Source organism: Lysinibacillus sp. FSL L8-0312, from assembly GCF_038003285.1.
GTDB classification, from domain to species: domain Bacteria; phylum Bacillota; class Bacilli; order Bacillales_A; family Planococcaceae; genus Lysinibacillus; species Lysinibacillus fusiformis_D.
In genome coordinates, this window is sequence record NZ_JBBOOV010000001.1 from 3,185,415 (window position 1) to 3,202,283 (window position 16,869).

Genomic DNA, 16,869 nt, shown 5'->3' on the forward strand with positions numbered 1-16,869 from the left:
TGTCAGTTTTTATACATTAAAGCGGAACAGCATAATATCGCCATCTTGTACTTCATATTCTTTACCTTCAAGACGTACTTTACCAGCTTCCTTCGCTGCTGCTTGAGAACCTGCCTCTAATAGATCAGCATAAGCAACTGTTTCTGCCCGAATAAAGCCACGTTCAAAATCCGTATGGATGATACCTGCACATTGTGGCGCCTTCATCCCTTTACGGAATGTCCATGCACGTACCTCTTGTACGCCTGCAGTGAAGTAAGTAGCTAATCCTAATAAATCATAAGAAGTACGGATTAACTGATCTAAGCCTGATTCTTTAATTCCAAGTTCTTCTAAGAACATAGCTTTTTCTTCATCATCAAGCTCAGAAATTTCTTCTTCGATTTTTGCACAAATTGTAATAACTTGAGCACCTTCTGCTGAAGCATACTCACGTACTTTTTTCACATACTCATTATTGTCAGCATCTGCTACTTCATCTTCTGAAACGTTTGCTACATATAGCATTGGTTTAATTGTTAGTAAATGAAGACCTTTAATTATCTTTAGTTCATCATCAGAAAGCTCAGCCGCACGTGCCGGTTTACCGTTTTCTAATTGCTCTTTAATTTTTAGAAGAACTGGCTCTTCCACCATAGCCTCTTTATCTTTTTGTTTTGCCATTTTGCTAACACGTTGTAAACGTTTATCTACAGATTCTAAGTCAGCAAGTGCAAGCTCCAGATTAATAACCTCTATATCATCAATTGGGTCTACTGCACCAGATACGTGCGTAATGTTTTCGTCTACAAAACAACGTACAACCTGACAAATTGCATCTACTTCACGAATATGAGCAAGGAATTTATTCCCTAATCCTTCACCTTTGGAAGCACCTTTTACAATTCCTGCGATATCTGTGAACTCAAATGCAGTTGGTACAGTTTTTTTCGGTACAACTAATTCTGTTAATTTATCTAAACGTGCATCAGGTACTTCAACGATACCAACGTTTGGATCAATCGTTGCGAATGGATAGTTTGCAGCCAATGCGCCCGCTTTTGTAATTGCGTTAAATAATGTTGATTTTCCAACGTTAGGTAAACCAACGATTCCAGCTGTTAATGCCATGAATGGACACAACCTTTCTATACTCAGTTCAAATTTTTTCTCTCATATAACCTTATCTATTATATTGATTCACTCATAAAAAGTCTAATATGCCTGATGTTACGCCTCATTAGCAGAAATTAAAACCTTTTTCATTTTTTTCTCAAAGTCACGGCGTGGAATCATTACACTATGCTGACATCCTTCGCATTTGATACGTACGTCTGCCCCCATACGAATGATTTTCCATTTATTAGTACCACATGGATGTTGTTTTTTCATTTCAACAATATCATTTAAACCAAATTTTTTCGCTTCCATTATTCACTTCTCCCTTCTTCTTTCCCATAGAACATCATTTTTGGATAGGCCATTGGTATATTATTTTCTTCAAAAAGTTTGGTAACATCACGGCGAATACTACGTGCTACTCCATATTGCTGCTGCGGTAATGTTTCAGCAGCTATTCGTATCGTTACCTCTGTCCCTTTAACATTTTGCACACCTAAAAATACTGGCGTCGCTATTAGCTCCTTATGCATTTTTGGTAATGTTTCTAAATACTTATTAATTATTGCCTCTGCTTTTTCAAAATCAGCCTCAGTAGCCATTTGTAAATCTATAAAAATTTTGGAGTTGTTAACAGAATAATTGACGACCTCACCAATTGCACCATTCGGAATGATGAATTGCTCACCTGTAGCACCATTAATTTTCGTTGTACGTAAACCAATTTCTACAACCGTACCTTCTGCTGCGTTAATTTTTATATAATCCCCTACACCAAACTGATCTTCAAAGATAATAAAGAATCCAGTAATAACATCCTTCACTAAGCTTTGAGCGCCAAAACCAATTGCTAAACCAACAATCCCTGCACCAGCCAATAAACCTGCTACCTTTATTTCTAAGGAAGAAAGAATCCCAATAATTGCAGAGAAATAAACAACATAGGAAATCACACTTTGTAATAATCTTGCAATTGTTCGTTGGCGTCGCTCTGAGTGGTTTAATGGGGAACGCATTCGTATTAAAAACACTTTTTTAATAAATTTTTTACCTAATCTTACTGCAATCCATGATGCTAATAAAATGAGCAATATCTCTAAAGATGCATTAATAACCGATTCCCAAAGGTCCTCAGATGTGAGCTTATCCCAGTATCTCTCCATTAATTTTTTATTCTCTTCCATAATTACCACCTCTTGAATAACTTGCTAAAAATTTGCGTATACTGCATAAAAATTGAGCACTTCTAAAAATAAAAAGAAAGTGAGTTTTTTTATGAATACTATACCAAATTTGTTACTACCTTATTCCCTTCATCACGAGAGTAAAAATGCCGTTTGGCAATTAAGTACATTATTTTTAGAACATATACCGTTTCATCATGAACGACTAATTTTTTGTTGTATTGGCAGTGACCGTTGTACGGGTGATACACTTGGGCCATTAACAGGTAGCTTTTTAAAAAAATCTGTCAGCTTTCCCTATGAAATTGTAGGTTCTTTAGAAGATCCTTTACATGCTCTAAATCTTGATTCTACAATGCAACAGCTACACAATCATACTACAAAACCTTTCATTATTGCGATTGATGCCTGTCTAGGCAGTGAACAAAATGTTGGTCATATTTCAGTGCAAAGCGGACCCATCTTCCCTGGCAAGGCTGTAAAAAAAGAATTACCCCCAATCGGAGACATTTCCGTTAAAGGAATCGTCAATATTGGAGGCTTTATGGAAATGCTTGTTTTACAAAATACAAGACTTCATATTTCTTATGCTATGGCTGAAAAGCTTTCAAGAGCTTTATTATTGGCTGCCCATCGCTATTCATTGAAAAGTGTAGAAGATAGCCACCATAATACCAACAATGACGATACCTGGCAGCAAGTTAGCAGCTTTGATCTTAGCTAAGCCTGCAATATTTAACCCTATTGCCATAATCATAACACCGCCTACAGCTGTCATTTCTGTAATGTACATTTGTAGTGCAGCATCAGGTATAAAGGAACTGATAACGCCTGCAAAAAGTGCGATTAATCCCTGATAAACAAAAACAGGTACGGCGGATAGCAATACACCAATGCCTAAAGTGGATGCTAGAATAATGGATGTAAACCCATCTATTAATCCTTTTGTAATTAATACATTATGATCATTACGAAGACCACTATCGAGTGCACCGATTACAGCCATTGACCCAACAACAAAAATTAAGGAGGCAGTGACAAAGCCCTCTGCTATGCTAATTTGATTTTGGTCATTTCGTTTTGTACGAAATAAACTCTCTACCCATTTCCCTAGACGATTCATTTGTCTATCTAAATCTAACCACTCACCTATTACAGTACCTACTACTAAACTTACTACTAATATAATAAAATTATCACTTTCAAAGCCCATTTTTATCCCTAATAATGTGACTGCTAAGCCAATAATAGATAGTACAGTAGATTTCATAGATTCAGGAATATTTTTAAAAATGCGCCCTACTAATGCACCTGCTACTATTAGCACAGCATTAATCAATGCCCCTAGTAATACCACACTTAAGCCTTCCTTCTCTCTAAAAAATAGAGAGCGCCTGTTTGCTTGGCGCTCTGATTAAGTTATAGAAATGTATTTTATTCTTCCTGTAAATTTAGTATTTCTAAAATACGTTCTAAATCATCTTCAGAATAAAATTCAATTTCAATTTTCCCCTTATTATTTGTTTTTTTGATTTGAACATTTGTTCCAAAGTAGTCTCGTAATTGGGATTCCTTGGCTGATACAAATATATCTTTCTTCTTTGGTGGAATTGTTTCACGTGAAACTTCTTCATTTAAGTTTTGTACTAGCATTTCAACTTGACGTACATTCAACCCTAAATTAATGACCTTATTAGCCACTTCTGAGATTCTTCTTTTATTTTTCAGGCCAAGTAATGCTCGTCCTTGCCCCATCGATAAGGTACCATCATTCATAAATTTACGTACATCTTCTGGTAAAGCAAGCAACCGAACATGATTAGCGATATGTGGTCTACTTTTCCCTAACCGTTTCGATAATTCTTCTTGAGTTAAATGTAAGTTTTCCATTAGACTCTGATAGGCTTCCGCTTCTTCAATAACGGTTAAATCCTCACGTTGAAGATTTTCTAAAATAGCTAACTCCATCATTTGTGCATCTGATAGCTCTTTTATGATGACAGGAATAACCTCTAATTCAGCTAACAGACATGCTCTATAACGACGTTCCCCTGCAACAATTTCAAATTTGCGTCCTTTTTTGCGCACAGCAATTGGCTGCAAAATACCATGTTCTTTAATCGAATCTGCTAACTCTTGTAAACTTTCTTCATCAAAAATTTTACGAGGTTGAAAGGGGTTCGCCACAATTAAATCTAATTGAATTTCTTCCACTTGACCACTTTGTTCTAAAGACTCTCCTGGAAATAGTGCACCAATACCCTTTCCTAAACCTTTAGCCATTTTTAATCACTTCCCTCGCCATCTCCAAATAAACTTCTGCACCTCTCGATTTTGCGTCATAAGTGATGATTGGTTGACCATGACTTGGTGCCTCACTTAATCGCACATTACGAGGAATGATCGTCTTGTATACTTTATCTTGGAAATATTTTTTTACTTCATCAATAACTTGCAAGCCTAAGTTTGTACGTGCATCTAGCATTGTTAATAGAACGCCATCAATATAGAGCTGCTGATTTAAATGCTTTTGAACAAGGCGAACAGTTGAGAGCAATTGACTTAGCCCTTCCAACGCATAATATTCGCATTGTACAGGGATAATGAGCGCATCTGAAGCTGTTAAAGCATTAATAGTTAAAAGCCCTAAAGATGGAGGACAGTCAATAATTATATAATCGAAATCTTCTTTCACATTTTGCAGTGCATGTTTTAAACGCACTTCTCTTGAAATAGTCGAAACCAATTCAATTTCTGCACCTGCAAGTGAGATGGTTGCTGGCACGATTGATAAATTCTCTACGTTTGTTTTTTGAATGACATTTTCAACATCTTCATCATCAATAAGCACATCATAAATACAAGCTTGTATTTCTCCTTTATTAATACCAAGTCCACTTGTTGTATTCCCCTGAGGATCGGTATCAATTAATAGCACTTTCTTACCTAAATATGCTAGGCAAGCGCTCAAATTGACCGAAGTTGTTGTTTTACCTACGCCACCCTTTTGATTGGCGATTGCTATAATTCTACCCATTTAAAAGCACCTGCTTTCATCTATCAAACTTAACTTTGACAAATCATTTGTAAAATCACTATTTAATACGCTATCTAACTTTCATTCTATCAAAAAAATTGAAGAGAGTTGTATAAAATATTAAGAATATATACAAAAAAGGAGATATCTCATTTATTTTTCTGAGATATCTCCTCTGTTCAGTATTGGACATAACAATATATTACTTTTTTAAAATAATTTATTGCACCTTTTTCTTTTTAGGTATCTTCACTGTAATTTGATAGTATTCCTCTGTATCTTCTTCTTCTGTTTTTACTGTAATACCACTTTTCGTTACCATTGTTAGTGATTGTTTAATGGTATTTAAAGCAATGCGCACATCTTTACTTATAGCCTTACGTTTTGGTTTTGCTTTCTTTGGTACTGTTTCTTCTGGCTCGTCTGTGACTGGGTTTAATATGGCTTGAATTTGCTCCTCTAACTGACGTACATTCCATTCATTATCAATCGATAGCTGTAAAATTTCTAATTGTAATGGTTGATCCTTAATAGCAATTAATGCACGTGCGTGTCGTTCAGATATTTTACGCTTCAAAATGGCTTGCTGCACTTCATCCGGCAGCCTTAATAAACGCAATTTATTGGCTACAGTGGATTGTCCTTTTCCAAGTCTTTGGGCCAGAGCTTCTTGTGTTAGCTCATGAAGCTCTAATAATTTTTGATAGGCTACCGCTTCTTCAATTGCGGTTAACTCCTCACGCTGTAAGTTCTCTATTAGCGCAATAGAAGCTGTTTCCTTATCAGTTAAATTACGTACAATAGCAGGGACCTCTGTCCATTGTAGCTTTTTCATCGCTCGGTAACGGCGCTCACCGGCAATGATTTCATATTGATTTTCTGATGTTTTACGTACAACAATTGGCTGAATCACACCATGTGTATGAATGGTTCTTGATAATTCTTCAATTTTTTCATCATCAAAAATAGTACGTGGCTGAAAACGGTTAGGTACAATTTGATCAATAGGCAACTTTATGACTTCTTCCGCTGCATGAACCGCCTCTGCTTGTTCTACTTCATTTTTCACAATAGGCTCCGTTTTACTCCCGCCTCCAAAAAAACGTGAAAAAGGACTTTTCATCCAAGTGGCACCACCTTTAAGTAACTATCTTGCTAAGTGTCATTCTATTATTATTTATTATATTTCATCAAATGTATATAGTTCATAGATGTCTTTTGCGTGAACCATCCATAACTAGTATGTATGCTCAAAATAGAAAAAATATTTTCTACTTTGAGAAGTTTCACATGAAACACTAATTATTGAATTGGTGTTTTATTTGGTACACCTGGCTTACGCGGGTATTTTTTCGGTGTTCCTTTTATTTTATCAAATATATATAAAGTGCGGTCACTTTCTTCAACAGGTAGCTTGAAAGAAAATTCTTCTCTCAGTTTAACACCTAATGTTATTAAAGCTTTTTTAGCATCCTTTAATTCCTCTGCTCCTGCTGCAGCCTTTAAAGCAACAAAATAACCATCTTGTTTTGCTAAAGGTACGCATAGCTCAGATAACACTGATAAACGAGCTACAGCGCGTGCTGTTACCACATCAAATTGTTCACGATATTTTGTATTTTGACCAAACTCTTCTGCTCGTGCATGTACAAAATGCATATTCTCTAATTGTAGCTCATCACTTAAATGATTTAAAAATGTAATTCGTTTATTTAAGGAGTCGACAATTGTGACATGTAAATGCGGGAAACAGATTTTAATAGGGATACTAGGGAAACCAGCACCTGCTCCAACATCACAAACAGTAATTACTTTTGAAAAATCAAAATAAAATGAGGCACTGATCGAATCGAAGAAATGCTTTAAATAAACGCCTTCTAAATCTGTAATAGCGGTTAAATTCATTTTTTCATTCCACTCGACAAGTAATTCAAAATATTTTTTAAATTGAGCGATCTGCTTATCCGAAAGTTCGATGCCTTTCTCTTTCAGAGCCTCAATAAATTGTTGTTCGTTCATGTAAAGTCTCCTTTATCGATCTTACTATACTACTTCACTCAGCAGTATAACCTTAAAAATAGGAAGCGGGCACAAAGGTATGCCCGCCCCTTATTCACTTTACGCTGTTGATTAGCTGCTTACTTTCGCGATTTTACCTTGTTCAATATAAACAAGCAGAATGGAAATATCAGCTGGGTTAACACCCGAAATACGAGAAGCTTGTGCAATAGAAAGTGGTATAACTTGTTTTAACTTTTGACGTGCTTCTGTTGCTAAACCTGAAATCGCATCGTAATCAATATTCTCAGGAATTTTTTTGTTTTCCATTTTGTGTAGCTTCTCTACCTGTTGCAATGCTTTTTCGATATAGCCTTCATATTTAAGCTGAATTTCAATTTGTTCTTTTACTTCATCCGTAAACTCTATTTCTGCAGGAATTAAAGATGCGATTAACTCATAATGCATTTCAGTACGTTTTAATAAATCTGCGCCACGAATACCATCCTTTAATTCACTACCGCCAACAGAACGAATAACAGATTGGGTTGCTTCATTTGGCTTAATAATGATTTCACGAAGACGTGCAATTTCAGTTTCAATCAGTTCCTTTTTCTCAATGAACTTTGTATATCTTTCTTGTGGAATCATGCCCATTTTGTAAGCCAGCTCTATTAAACGTAAATCGGCATTATCGTGACGTAACAATAGACGATACTCTGCACGGGATGTTAATAAACGATATGGCTCATTTGTCCCTTTTGTCACCAAGTCATCGATCAAAACGCCAATATAGGCATCAGAGCGACTTAAAATTAACTCCTCTTTACCAAGTACATTAGCAGCAGCATTCATTCCCGCCATTAAGCCTTGTGCGGCTGCTTCTTCATAACCAGATGTACCGTTAATTTGACCAGCTGTATATAAGCCTTTAATGCGTTTTGTTTCTAATGTCGGCCATAATTGGGTTGGCACAATTGAATCGTATTCAATGGCATAACCAGCGCGCATCATTTCCGCATTTTCTAAGCCAGGAATAGATTTTAGTAAACGTGTTTGGACATGTTCTGGTAAGCTTGTTGACAAACCTTGAACATACACCTCACGCGTATTACGGCCTTCTGGCTCTAAGAAAATTTGGTGTCGAGGCTTATCATTAAAACGCACAACTTTATCCTCAATAGACGGGCAATAGCGTGGCCCTGTCCCTTTAATCATTCCTGAATACATCGGTGAAAGATGTAAATTTGCTTCAATAATTTCATGCGTTTCAGGGCTTGTATAGGTTAACCAGCAAGGTAGCTGGTCCATAATGAACTCAGTTGTTTCAAAACTAAATGCACGTGGAACGTCATCCCCTGGTTGAATCTCTGTTTTGTCATAATCAATTGTACGATTATTTACACGTGGTGGAGTACCTGTTTTGAAACGAACTAGGTCAAAGCCAAGCTCTTTTAAATTATCGGCTAAGCGAATCGAAGGTTGTTGGTTATTAGGACCGCTTGAATACTTCATATCACCAATAATGATTTCACCGCGTAAGAAAGTACCTGTTGTCACAACGACTGTTTTAGCACGATAAACGGCACCAATTTGTGTAATGACTCCTTTAACTTCCCCATCTTCAATAATCAGCTCTTCAACCATTCCTTGATGGATTGTTAAGTTTTCAGTTTCCTCCAACACACGTTTCATCTCTTGTTGGTACAAAACTTTATCCGCTTGTGCGCGCAATGCACGTACTGCTGGACCTTTCCCTGTATTTAACATTCTCATTTGTATATGTGTTTTATCGATAACTTTCCCCATGACGCCACCTAAAGCGTCAATTTCACGTACGACGATTCCTTTGGCAGGGCCACCAATAGATGGATTACATGGCATAAATGCAATCATATCTAAATTGATTGTTAGCATTAATGTGCTAGCGCCCATTTTAGCCGCAGCGTGTGCAGCTTCTGAACCTGCATGACCTGCGCCAATTACAATAACATCAAACGTGCCTGCCTCATATTTTGTTGGCATGCTCGTATCTTCCTTTCTCTTATCAATTTATTTTCCTAAGCAGAACTGTGAAAATAGCTGATTAATTAGGCTTTCTTGTACAGTGTCACCAATGATTTCACCAAGTATTTCCCATGTTCTTGTTACATCGATTTGTACCATATCAACTGGTACACCTTCCTGTGCAGCTGCTATTGCATCTTCAACCGTTGCCTGTGCTTGGTGCAGAAGTGCAATATGTCTTGCATTTGAAACATATGTTAAATCGCCCGCTTCGATTTGTCCTTCAAAGAATAAAGCAGCAATGGCTTCTTCTAGCTCTGTAATGCCTTCTTCCTGTAACAAGGAAGTCGTTACAATACGATGCTCATCAGCTAATTCTTCGACACGTGCTAAATCAATTTTTTGCGGTAAATCTGTTTTATTGACAATAACGATGTAATCCATCGCTTCAATTGTTTTGAATAGACGCTCATCCTCAGCAGTTAATTCATCTGCGTAGTTTAATACAAACAAAATTAAATCTGCTCCACGAAGAGCTTCTCGAGAACGTTCTACTCCAATTCGTTCAACAATATCTTCTGTCTCCCGAATACCTGCTGTATCCACTAAACGAAGTGGAACACCGCGTACATTGACATACTCTTCTATAATATCACGAGTAGTCCCTGCAATATCTGTCACTATGGCCTTATTTTCTTGTACTAAGCTATTTAAAAGAGAAGACTTCCCTACATTTGGACGACCTAAAATAACAGTTGATAAGCCCTCGCGTAAAATTTTTCCTTGAGAAGATGTTTGCAGAAGTTTACTAATTTCATTTCTTACCCATGTACATTTTTCTACTAATACAGGTACTGTCATTTCTTCTACATCATCATACTCCGGATAATCTATATTAACCTCTACTTGTGCCAATGTCTCTAGTAAAGCTTGGCGTAAATCACCAATAAGTCTCGATAATTTTCCATCCATTTGACCCAAAGCAACATTCATCGCACGATCTGTTTTAGCTCTTATCAGATCCATAACCGCTTCAGCCTGAGATAAATCAATACGTCCATTTAAAAACGCTCGTTTTGTGAATTCGCCAGGCTCAGCTAATCTTGCTCCATTCGTTAACGCAAGTTGCAATACACGATTCACTGAAACTAGTCCACCGTGACAATTTATTTCAACTACATCCTCACGTGTAAATGTTTTTGGTCCACGCATCAGTGATAGCATTACTTCCTCTACTACCTCACTTGTTTTAGGATCAACTAAATGACCATAATGAATGGTGTGCGAATCTTTCGTTGTTAAACTTTTCCCACCAGGTGATTTGAATATTTTATCTGCAATTGTCACTGCCTCGTCCCCACTTAAACGAACGATAGCTATGGCACCTTCACCCATAGGTGTGGATATCGCAGCAATTGTATCGAACTCCATTTAATGACCTCCTCAACGTTATCCACATGTGGATAATCGAAACCGACCAATACTTACTAACACCTTAGACTAACATATTTTCAACAAAATCTAAAGTAAGGATCATTTCCAAATGTGGATAATATCAATTTTTTAGGTTATCTTATTTTCGACAAAAATCACTATTCTTTGCCTCACTAAAAAAGGTCATTTTATCACGAAGATAAAATGACCTTTCAATATATAGTGTCTGTATGTTTACAGCAGCAGACTAATTATTATTTACTGGTTCAATCACTAAATAACGATTAGGCTCTGTGCCTTCTGAGTACGTTTCAAGATCTAGACGATTTGCTAATTGATTATGAATTATTTTTCGCTCGTAAGACGGCATTGGTTCAAATGCCACACGTTGATTTAAGCGTAATGCTTTATCCGCCATTCGATCTGCAAGTAATTCTAAAGCTTCTTGTCGACGTTCGCGATAGTTTTCTACATCCAATTTCACCATTAAAAACTGCTTAGCGCTTTTATTCAATACGAGTTGCGTCAATTGCTGTAAGGAATTTAGTGTTTGACCACGTTTTCCTATAAGCAGTGCAGCTTTCTCACTTTTTAGTTGAAATAATACATATTTCCCCTCGCGAGTCGTAGCAATATCAAGATCATCAATAGCCAACTGTTCAGCAATACTTTGTAAATAAGCTTTTGCCTCTTCAATTGGGTTTGCCGTGTCTTCTTCCTCATTTTGCTCTTTTACGATTTGTTGAACTTCTTCGATTTCACTTGGTTGTTCAGAAACTTGTGAACTTATTGTTTCAACATCATCTACTACTAATGGTTCGTCTAATTTAGTCGCATTTTGCGGTTCGGCTTTGTCACTTTCAATTGTCGGAACCTGAACTTCCTTTACTGTTACACGTACCTCTGCAGAACGTGCACCAAAACCTAAAAATCCTTTTTTACCTTCTTGTAAAACTTCAACATCTACTTGTTCACGGGTTTTGCCAAGTTTCTGTAACGCCAATGAGATCGCTTCTTGTGTTGTTGCGCCTATTTGCGTAAGTTGTTTCACTTTTTAGCCCCTCCATTTTGAGCAGGTTGTGTTTTATCTTTATTCCAAGGTTTATAAATATACAGGTTTTGGAAAATCGAAATAATATTCCCGATTACCCAATATAGTGATAATGCAGCTGGTAAGGCCATACCAAAACCAATGATCATGAATGGCATAATATACATCATGATTTTCATTTGAGGATTATCCATTGCTGGTCCTGTACGTAATACGATAAATTGCATTAAACCTGCCGTGATTGCTAATGCAGGTGCAGGATCTGCTAACGGGAAGATAAAGAAATTTCCTAAATCAAATGTAGATGTAGCATTCATACGACTAATTGCATGATAAAAACCAATTAAAATTGGCATTTGAATGATTACTGGTAAACACCCTGCTAGTGGGTTTACTCCAGATTCACTCATTAGCTTCATCATTTCTTGCTGATATTGTTGTTGTGTCTGAGCATCCTTAGAAGCATACTTCTTCTGCAGTTCCTTCAATTTTGGTTGAATTTCTTGCATCTTTTTAGAGCTCTTTGTTTGTTTAATCATCAAAGGTAAAATTGCTAAACGAATAATAATCGTTACGGCAATGATCCCCCATGCATACGTACCGAGCAAATCAGCAAAGTATTTTATCGCTGATACCAACGGCCAAACAATGAATTCATTCCAGAAGCCTGTGCTGTCTTTTGAAATTGGTTCATTGAATTCTGTACAACCAGAAAGTAGTAAGGCTACTGATACTAGTGACAAAATTACCCAATGTTGTTTTTTCAACCTTCTTCCCCCTACAATTACTATTCACTTTTTCTTCATTCTATATGCATTTCTTCATTCACTGGCAGTTTCCTACCTCAAGATCTGCCAGCTACTTTATCATGATTTAGCCAGCGTTTGGGACGTCCTCAATAAAGATAAAGTTATCAGTTATTTTATCACGCCTATAACGTTCACTCTACTAAATATTCTAACTACATATACTTATTCCTAAGTTATGTTGCGAATTTTACATATTTTTTTATGAAATCGCACGCTACAAATACCCCTACGCGTATATTCCTCTATTTATAATTGTATGCAAAACCGCTCTATTTCTACTCCATTACTAACAGTACAGGCGTATTTTCACCACTTGCTTGCATACATTACACTTTCTTCATTACCTTTGCGATTTGTAGTACATGCTGCAAACTTTGTTTCACTTCATGAAAATCCATAGTGGCCGCCGGATGTCTGGCGATAATAACATAATCCATATTCGGCTTTAAATCATCCTTTAATTCTTGAATACTTTGTCGAATATAGCGTTTTATTTTGTTGCGTGTTACCGCATTTCCAAGCTTTTTACTAACCGATAAACCTACACGAAATTCTGTTTGCCCTTCTTTTGCTAAAAAATAAACAACAAACTGACGATTAGCGAAAGATTTACCTTTTTTAAACACCTTTTGAAAATCATCATTTTTTTTCACTCTTTGGCGTTTTTTCATTTCTTTCACCTGCTATTAGATAATATCTTTTGATCCTCATTTCTAGGTTTACCAAAAATAAAGAAAAAAAAGACCACTGATGTGGCTCAGTGGACTTATTTTATGCTGATAAAACTTTTCTTCCTTTACGACGACGAGCAGCAAGAACTTTGCGACCGTTTTTCGTGCTCATACGTGCGCGGAAACCGTGAACTTTGCTGTGCTTACGTTTCTTTGGTTGGTAAGTACGTTTCATTTATATAGACACCTCCTGATATGAGTTGAATTTTTCAACATACAGACTCGAATATTATATAAAGTTTCTAGTTATTTTGTCAATGTATTTCATAAATTTCTTTTAACCAGCTAATCTATGTATCAAAATCAATCTATTGCATCTTCCCTCATTGGGCGTTTGGATCTTTACTAATTCAAAGATTATTTATTGCATGAACATAAAATATTTATCCACAGAGTACTTGTTTTTTTTACACAGAGTTGTGTATAGTATTTTTTGCATTATTTTTTATCCACAACGATTATCTACAGCTTTTTCACATAAGCAGTGCTTGTGGACAACTCTAAAGTGCATAACTACAAGCTATGTGGATAAGTTTCATAAACTATTGAAATAGCTTTGTTTTTCTGATACGATTACTGTGCTTCACTTTGTTGAAAACTGAAATGAACATTTTAATTATCCACAACTGTTAATATGCTGTGGATAATTTTTATCACAGCCTTTGGTTAACTTTTATCCACAGCTTGTGATTATGTGGACGAGTTGTAATATGAACGTATTTACCATTTCTATAAATGCGATTTTTTTTTATGTATTGAACACTGTAAAGGAGATTAGCAGCTTGGAACATTTAGAAGAACTATGGAATAATGTCCTGGCTCAAGTTGAACAAAAAATTTCTAAACCAAGCTTCGAAACGTGGCTAAAGTCTACAAAACTACTATCTTATAATGGTAGTGGTTCCACTGTGACAATAGCTGCGCCTAATTCGTTTGCTCGAGACTGGCTTGAGAATCATTATATTCATTTGATTACAGGTATATTAACGGAGCTTACAGGCGAAGACTTGCTTATTAAATTTGTTGTTCAAAAAAACCAGGATTCGGACGATTTCGATTTGCCGGCGCCGATTATCCAAGCGAAAAATAACGATCACCATGATATTTCACCAGGTATGTTAAATCCGAAATATACTTTTGATACGTTTGTTATTGGCTCTGGTAACCGCTTTGCACACGCTGCCTCGTTAGCTGTCGCTGAAGCCCCTGCAAAGGCATATAATCCTTTCTTTATTTATGGGGGAGTTGGGCTAGGTAAAACACACTTAATGCATGCGATTGGCCATTATGTTTTAGAACATAATCCAAATGCAAAAGTAGTCTACTTATCATCCGAGAAATTTACAAATGAATTTATTAACTCTATTCGTGATAACAAAGCACTTGATTTTCGCAATAAGTACCGCAACGTGGATGTACTGCTAATTGATGATATTCAATTCCTTGCTGGAAAAGAATCAACTCAAGAAGAATTTTTCCACACTTTTAATACTTTACATGAAGAATCAAAACAAATTGTTATATCCAGTGACCGTCCTCCTAAGGAAATTCCAACATTGGAAGATCGGCTACGTTCACGCTTTGAGTGGGGGTTAATAACTGATATTGCGCCGCCTGATTTGGAAACTCGTATAGCTATCTTGCGCAAAAAAGCAAAAGCAGATGGTCTAGAGGTACCAAATGAAGTAATGCTTTATATTGCGAACCAGATTGACTCCAATATTAGGGAGCTTGAAGGTGCGCTTATTCGCGTCGTCGCCTATTCTTCACTGGTGAACAAAGATATTACGGCAACATTAGCAGCTGAGGCATTAAAAGATATAATCCCAAATTCAAAGCCGCGAGCAGTGACAATACTAGATATTCAAAATGCAGTAGGGGAACATTTTAATATACGTTTAGAAGATTTCTCTGCCAAAAAACGTACAAAATTAATTGCTTTCCCACGTCAAATCGCTATGTATTTATCACGCGAATTAACAGATTTTTCGCTGCCGAAAATCGGCGAAGAATTTGGTGGTCGCGACCATACGACTGTCATCCATGCACACGAAAAAATATCTTCTATGTTGAAAGATGACGTTCAACTACAACAAGATGTTAAACAAATTCGTAGTATGTTAGGTAAGTAATTACTGTGGACAAACCAACTATTTAAACACAAACTTATACACAGTCTATCTACATGTGGATAGACTGATTTTATTCATAAAAATACACTTATCCACAAATCCACAGGGCCTATTACTATATCTTTTTATTTTATATAAATAAATAATATAAATATGTGAGGGAAATAGAATGAAATTTGATATTTTACGTGACCGTTTATTAGAGGGTTTAAATGATGTCATGAAAGCAGTAAGTTCAAAAACAACTATTCCGATTTTAACGGGGATTAAAATTGATGTAACAGAGGAAGGTATCCGCTTAACAGGTAGTGATGCTGATATTACAATTCAAACATTTATTCCAGTAGAGGAAGATGGACAACAAATTATTCACATTACTGAAACAGGATCTATTGTTGTACAAGCACGTATGTTTAATGAAATTGTACGTAAATTACCAACAAACGATGTTGAAATCCAAGTAACACCAGGTTTCCAAACGCATATTCGTTCAGGTAAATCTGAGTTCCATCTAATTGGCTCTGATGCAGCAGAGTACCCATTATTACCAGAATTAACGGAAGATCAAAAATTTACTATTCCGGCAGATCTTTTAAAAACAATTATCCGTGAAACAGTATTTGCTGTTGCCACTTCTGAAAGTAGACCAGTGTTGACAGGTGTAAACTGGCAGATCAAAAACGAAACTTTAATCTGTGTTGCAACAGATAGTCATCGATTAGCAAGACGTAAAGTGCAATTGGAAAATTTACCAGAAGTTGAACATAGCGTAGTTATTCCAGGGAAAAGTTTAAATGAATTAAATAAAGTACTAGAAGATTCAACAAATCTAGTGCAAATTGTTATTACAAGCCAGCAAGTATTATTTAAAACTGGTGATGTATTATTCTTCTCTCGTTTACTGGAAGGCAATTACCCAGATACAACGCGTTTAATCCCTGAAGAATATCAAACAAATGTAACGATTAACGGTAAAGCTTTATTACAAGCTATCGATCGTGCGTCACTTGTTGCACGAGGAGATCGTAACAATGTTGTACGTTTTGAAATATTAGATAACCAAGCAGTTGAAGTTTCTTCTAATTCTCCTGAGATCGGTAAAGTGCAAGAAGAAATTCCTGTTGAATCATTAGAAGGAGAAAGCTTGAAAATTTCCTTCAGTGCAAAATATATGATGGAAGCTTTAAAAGCAATTGATGGCCAAGATGTAGTTATTCAATTTACAGGAGCGATGAGACCATTTATTTTACGCTCCGTTCACGATGATGCTATTTTACAATTGATTTTACCTGTACGAACTTATTAAAAATTTCATAACTGCTAAGATAGTCGCTATTGTGACTATCTTTTTTTACTTATGGCGTAATTTTAGGTATGATAGAGAGATA

At 36.2% G+C, this 16,869-nt stretch carries 17 protein-coding genes; 3 read left to right on the forward strand and 14 right to left on the reverse strand.

Translation table 11 applies throughout. From position 1 onward, the window contains the following. Nucleotides 1-9 precede the first annotated feature (9 nt). The 3 genes from ychF to MHI22_RS16130 form a co-directional block, all read right to left on the reverse strand. Nucleotides 10-1,110: a redox-regulated ATPase YchF gene (ychF, locus tag MHI22_RS16120; RefSeq protein WP_101966853.1), complete on the reverse strand. Its 1,101-nt coding sequence runs from the start codon at nt 1,108-1,110 to the stop codon at nt 10-12. A 99-nt stretch (nt 1,111-1,209) separates the two neighbouring features. After that, a complete protein-coding gene (locus tag MHI22_RS16125; RefSeq protein ID WP_036119522.1) occupies nt 1,210-1,410 on the reverse strand; it encodes a DUF951 domain-containing protein in 201 nt (66 codons plus the stop codon). Continuing rightward, on the reverse strand, nt 1,410-2,282 hold the full coding sequence (locus tag MHI22_RS16130) for a mechanosensitive ion channel family protein (protein ID WP_036119525.1): 873 nt from the start codon (nt 2,280-2,282) through the stop codon (nt 1,410-1,412). Before MHI22_RS16130 ends, MHI22_RS16125 begins: the two co-directional genes overlap by 1 nt. Before the next feature lie 91 nt (nt 2,283-2,373). Between MHI22_RS16130 and yyaC the strand changes: the two genes are divergently transcribed. After that, nucleotides 2,374-3,006 (forward strand): spore protease YyaC, encoded by a 633-nt coding sequence (yyaC, locus tag MHI22_RS16135; RefSeq protein ID WP_338652191.1) that lies wholly within the window; start codon nt 2,374-2,376, stop codon nt 3,004-3,006. On the opposite strand, the gene MHI22_RS16140 is transcribed toward yyaC, so the two are convergent. The 11 genes from MHI22_RS16140 to rpmH all read right to left on the reverse strand — a co-directional run bounded on the left by MHI22_RS16140 (nt 2,923) and on the right by rpmH (nt 13,524). Then, nucleotides 2,923-3,639 (reverse strand): DUF554 domain-containing protein, encoded by a 717-nt coding sequence (locus tag MHI22_RS16140; RefSeq protein WP_036119532.1) that lies wholly within the window; start codon nt 3,637-3,639, stop codon nt 2,923-2,925. The two genes, yyaC and MHI22_RS16140, sit on opposite strands and share 84 nt — an antisense overlap. Before the next feature lie 77 nt (nt 3,640-3,716). Beyond that, nucleotides 3,717-4,565 (reverse strand): ParB/RepB/Spo0J family partition protein, encoded by an 849-nt coding sequence (locus MHI22_RS16145; protein ID WP_036119535.1) that lies wholly within the window; start codon nt 4,563-4,565, stop codon nt 3,717-3,719. Then, entirely contained in the window at nt 4,558-5,319 is a 762-nt protein-coding gene (locus MHI22_RS16150; RefSeq protein WP_036119537.1) for a ParA family protein, read from the reverse strand. The genes MHI22_RS16145 and MHI22_RS16150 overlap by 8 nt, the downstream gene beginning before the upstream one ends. A gap of 220 nt (nt 5,320-5,539) precedes the next feature. Then, nucleotides 5,540-6,442 (reverse strand): nucleoid occlusion protein, encoded by a 903-nt coding sequence (noc, locus tag MHI22_RS16155; protein WP_036119540.1) that lies wholly within the window; start codon nt 6,440-6,442, stop codon nt 5,540-5,542. Between the two features lie 179 nt (nt 6,443-6,621). Continuing rightward, nucleotides 6,622-7,338, reverse strand: a complete 717-nt coding sequence (gene rsmG, locus MHI22_RS16160; protein ID WP_036119543.1) for a 16S rRNA (guanine(527)-N(7))-methyltransferase RsmG — start codon at nt 7,336-7,338, stop codon at nt 6,622-6,624. A 111-nt stretch (nt 7,339-7,449) separates the two neighbouring features. After that, the gene (gene mnmG / locus MHI22_RS16165; RefSeq protein WP_036119546.1) at nt 7,450-9,342 is read right to left on the reverse strand and encodes a tRNA uridine-5-carboxymethylaminomethyl(34) synthesis enzyme MnmG; all 1,893 of its coding nucleotides are present in this window, start codon (nt 9,340-9,342) and stop codon (nt 7,450-7,452) included. 27 nt (nt 9,343-9,369) lie between these two features. Then, nucleotides 9,370-10,755: a tRNA uridine-5-carboxymethylaminomethyl(34) synthesis GTPase MnmE gene (gene mnmE / locus MHI22_RS16170; protein WP_036119549.1), complete on the reverse strand. Its 1,386-nt coding sequence runs from the start codon at nt 10,753-10,755 to the stop codon at nt 9,370-9,372. 250 nt (nt 10,756-11,005) lie between these two features. After that, entirely contained in the window at nt 11,006-11,809 is an 804-nt protein-coding gene (gene jag / locus MHI22_RS16175; protein WP_058844070.1) for an RNA-binding cell elongation regulator Jag/EloR, read from the reverse strand. Further along, nucleotides 11,806-12,576 carry a membrane protein insertase YidC gene (gene yidC, locus MHI22_RS16180; protein WP_025115704.1) on the reverse strand — a complete coding sequence of 257 codons (771 nt, stop codon included), beginning with the start codon at nt 12,574-12,576 and terminating at the stop codon, nt 11,806-11,808. Before yidC ends, jag begins: the two co-directional genes overlap by 4 nt. 368 nt (nt 12,577-12,944) lie before the next feature. Then, nucleotides 12,945-13,289: a ribonuclease P protein component gene (rnpA, locus tag MHI22_RS16185; protein WP_036119559.1), complete on the reverse strand. Its 345-nt coding sequence runs from the start codon at nt 13,287-13,289 to the stop codon at nt 12,945-12,947. 100 nt (nt 13,290-13,389) lie between these two features. After that, on the reverse strand, nt 13,390-13,524 hold the full coding sequence (gene rpmH, locus MHI22_RS16190) for a 50S ribosomal protein L34 (protein ID WP_004233310.1): 135 nt from the start codon (nt 13,522-13,524) through the stop codon (nt 13,390-13,392). Between the two features lie 607 nt (nt 13,525-14,131). Between rpmH and dnaA the strand changes: the two genes are divergently transcribed. Then, nucleotides 14,132-15,481 carry a chromosomal replication initiator protein DnaA gene (gene dnaA / locus MHI22_RS16195; protein ID WP_036119568.1) on the forward strand — a complete coding sequence of 450 codons (1,350 nt, stop codon included), beginning with the start codon at nt 14,132-14,134 and terminating at the stop codon, nt 15,479-15,481. Nucleotides 15,482-15,650: 169 nt separating this feature from the next. Continuing rightward, nucleotides 15,651-16,787: a DNA polymerase III subunit beta gene (gene dnaN / locus MHI22_RS16200; protein ID WP_036119570.1), complete on the forward strand. Its 1,137-nt coding sequence runs from the start codon at nt 15,651-15,653 to the stop codon at nt 16,785-16,787. Nucleotides 16,788-16,869 lie beyond the last annotated feature (82 nt).

Excerpts from the sequence above, each read along its gene's own strand:
- rsmG (WP_036119543.1), bottom strand. The coding sequence starts at position 7,338 with ATGAACGAACAACAATTTATTGAGGCTCTGAAAGAGAAAGGCATCGAA.
- yyaC (WP_338652191.1), top strand. The coding sequence starts at position 2,374 with ATGAATACTATACCAAATTTGTTACTACCTTATTCCCTTCATCACGAG.
- mnmG (WP_036119546.1), bottom strand. The coding sequence starts at position 9,342 with ATGCCAACAAAATATGAGGCAGGCACGTTTGATGTTATTGTAATTGGC.
- MHI22_RS16130 (WP_036119525.1), bottom strand. The coding sequence starts at position 2,282 with ATGGAAGAGAATAAAAAATTAATGGAGAGATACTGGGATAAGCTCACA.
- noc (WP_036119540.1), bottom strand. The coding sequence starts at position 6,442 with ATGAAAAGTCCTTTTTCACGTTTTTTTGGAGGCGGGAGTAAAACGGAG.
- ychF (WP_101966853.1), bottom strand. The coding sequence starts at position 1,110 with ATGGCATTAACAGCTGGAATCGTTGGTTTACCTAACGTTGGAAAATCA.
- mnmE (WP_036119549.1), bottom strand. The coding sequence starts at position 10,755 with ATGGAGTTCGATACAATTGCTGCGATATCCACACCTATGGGTGAAGGT.
- MHI22_RS16150 (WP_036119537.1), bottom strand. The coding sequence starts at position 5,319 with ATGGGTAGAATTATAGCAATCGCCAATCAAAAGGGTGGCGTAGGTAAA.
- rpmH (WP_004233310.1), bottom strand. The coding sequence starts at position 13,524 with ATGAAACGTACTTACCAACCAAAGAAACGTAAGCACAGCAAAGTTCAC.
- dnaN (WP_036119570.1), top strand. The coding sequence starts at position 15,651 with ATGAAATTTGATATTTTACGTGACCGTTTATTAGAGGGTTTAAATGAT.
- MHI22_RS16145 (WP_036119535.1), bottom strand. The coding sequence starts at position 4,565 with ATGGCTAAAGGTTTAGGAAAGGGTATTGGTGCACTATTTCCAGGAGAG.
- rnpA (WP_036119559.1), bottom strand. The coding sequence starts at position 13,289 with ATGAAAAAACGCCAAAGAGTGAAAAAAAATGATGATTTTCAAAAGGTG.
- MHI22_RS16125 (WP_036119522.1), bottom strand. The coding sequence starts at position 1,410 with ATGGAAGCGAAAAAATTTGGTTTAAATGATATTGTTGAAATGAAAAAA.